1 protein-coding gene is annotated in these 1,805 nt (G+C 38.5%); it reads right to left on the reverse strand.

The window, feature by feature from the left end:
• Position 1 precedes the first annotated feature (1 nt).
• Positions 2-1,805, reverse strand: a 1,804-nt coding sequence (locus I7X29_RS15160) for a T9SS type B sorting domain-containing protein (RefSeq protein ID WP_198475870.1), incomplete at its 5' end; no start/stop codon positions are given.

Consider the following 1,805-nt stretch of genomic DNA (forward strand, 5'->3'; position numbering starts at 1 on the left):
ATTATCTAAATAAAGTGAAGTTACCGTAGAACTCACGTTTGTCGTACAATTGATCGTTGATTTCGATGATATACCAATAGTCACCTGATGGCATCGCTTGTTTTTCATACGTACCATCCCAGCCTTCTCCTGGTTCTAACTTCACTAAACGACGACCATAACGATCGAAAATGTAGATACGGGCATTTACATTGTTGTCTAAATACTTCGCTTTCCATACATCATTCTCTCCATCTCCATTGGGCGTGAAGAAGTTTGGCACTTCTATATCAAAGTATTCTAAATCGTAAGTCGCTGTTACTGTACAACCTTCTGCATCTTCCACGCGTACATTCACTACTTTATAACGACGCCCGTTTACTAACTTATCAGGATCGTCGTGGTTGATTTTGTACACAGGATTATCTCCTTTACTCACCTCATTAAAGTAGTATGTATAACCTCTAAAGTTATTCGTCCTACCTCCTCGTGCTAATACCTCTAAGGTGTTGAGCGTGGTATTAGTCGTTACTCTCGTAACTGTAAGTGGTGTGTAAGGATCTATCGTGATGGTCTCGGAGGCACTACAACTTCCCGTCATTCCTGGAATAGAGGATACTATAGTATAGGTTACTTCAACCGTTTGGGTAACTGAACTTCTATTGAAATTATCAATATAAGCTACATTGCCTGTGGTTCGTGTGAAAGTAGCTGCTGGAGCTCCATTCAAACTATAGGTTATCTTACTATAGTCGGGCGATGGATTGTTGAAATGTACCTCTAAATAATCTACGTAACTATTAGAATTTGCTTGACAAGTACCATAGTATTTGAGTTCCTTGATTGTAACATCTGGTAATTCTTCTACCGTGAATGACAAGGTCTTAGTCATCGTACAATCGTTACTATCCTTTATTACTACCTCATAGTAAGTGCCTTCTAAAACTCCTAATTCATCAAACAGATCGGTTGAACTTGTTACATCTCGATGTGTTTTTACGTTTTGTTTAGTATCGGCTCTGGCTATACTAATTGTATATGTTCCTGTACCTCCTGTGATATTCACTATCTCTACCTTGCCGTCTCTTGTGCCTTTACAAGTTACAAACTTAGAGTTCAGAGCGTTGATATCGGCTGTTATGGCTGTTGGATTTACAAATGAATAGCTTCCTGCAAGGGTTACTGAACAGTTTTGAGCATCTAAAATATCTATGTGATAAGTACCTGGTTCTATGTTACTAAAAGTAACTTCATCTCCATTAACTCCTGATATTTCATCTGATTTTGTTGAGCCTTTGAACAATATAAAATGGTAAGGACGTACTCCCCCTGTTACTCCTGATACTTTGAGTGTTCCATCTTTAGCATCTATACAAGTAATTGAAGTTGTGGCTACTGTAATACTTGCGGTATTGATAGCACTATAAGGTGCTAATGTTACACTTAGGGTGCCTGTTGCTGTTGTACAGCCTAAGGCATCTTCTACTGTAATATTATAAGTACCCGCGTCTAAACCTGCTATTTCAATACCTGGATAACCTTCTGGTACATTAGGTTGTACTTTGGGCGTTCCTCCTCCTAATGGAGCAAGGGTTACTGTATAGGTTTGTTCTCCTCCTATAACTGTAAGTGCTACTACACCATTATGATTACCACAATCTACCGATACTTTTTGAGATACATTTGTTACTTTTATCTCGGCTGGATTTGATGGTATTACAAAACGATGTTTCGCTACTTTACAACCTGTAGCTATAGAAATCGCTTCGATATCATAAGATCCTCCTACTAAAGTAAGTGTTCTAGTATTACCTCCAACTGGTATG

Source organism: Capnocytophaga periodontitidis (genome assembly GCF_016126015.1).
Taxonomy (GTDB): domain Bacteria; phylum Bacteroidota; class Bacteroidia; order Flavobacteriales; family Flavobacteriaceae; genus Capnocytophaga; species Capnocytophaga periodontitidis.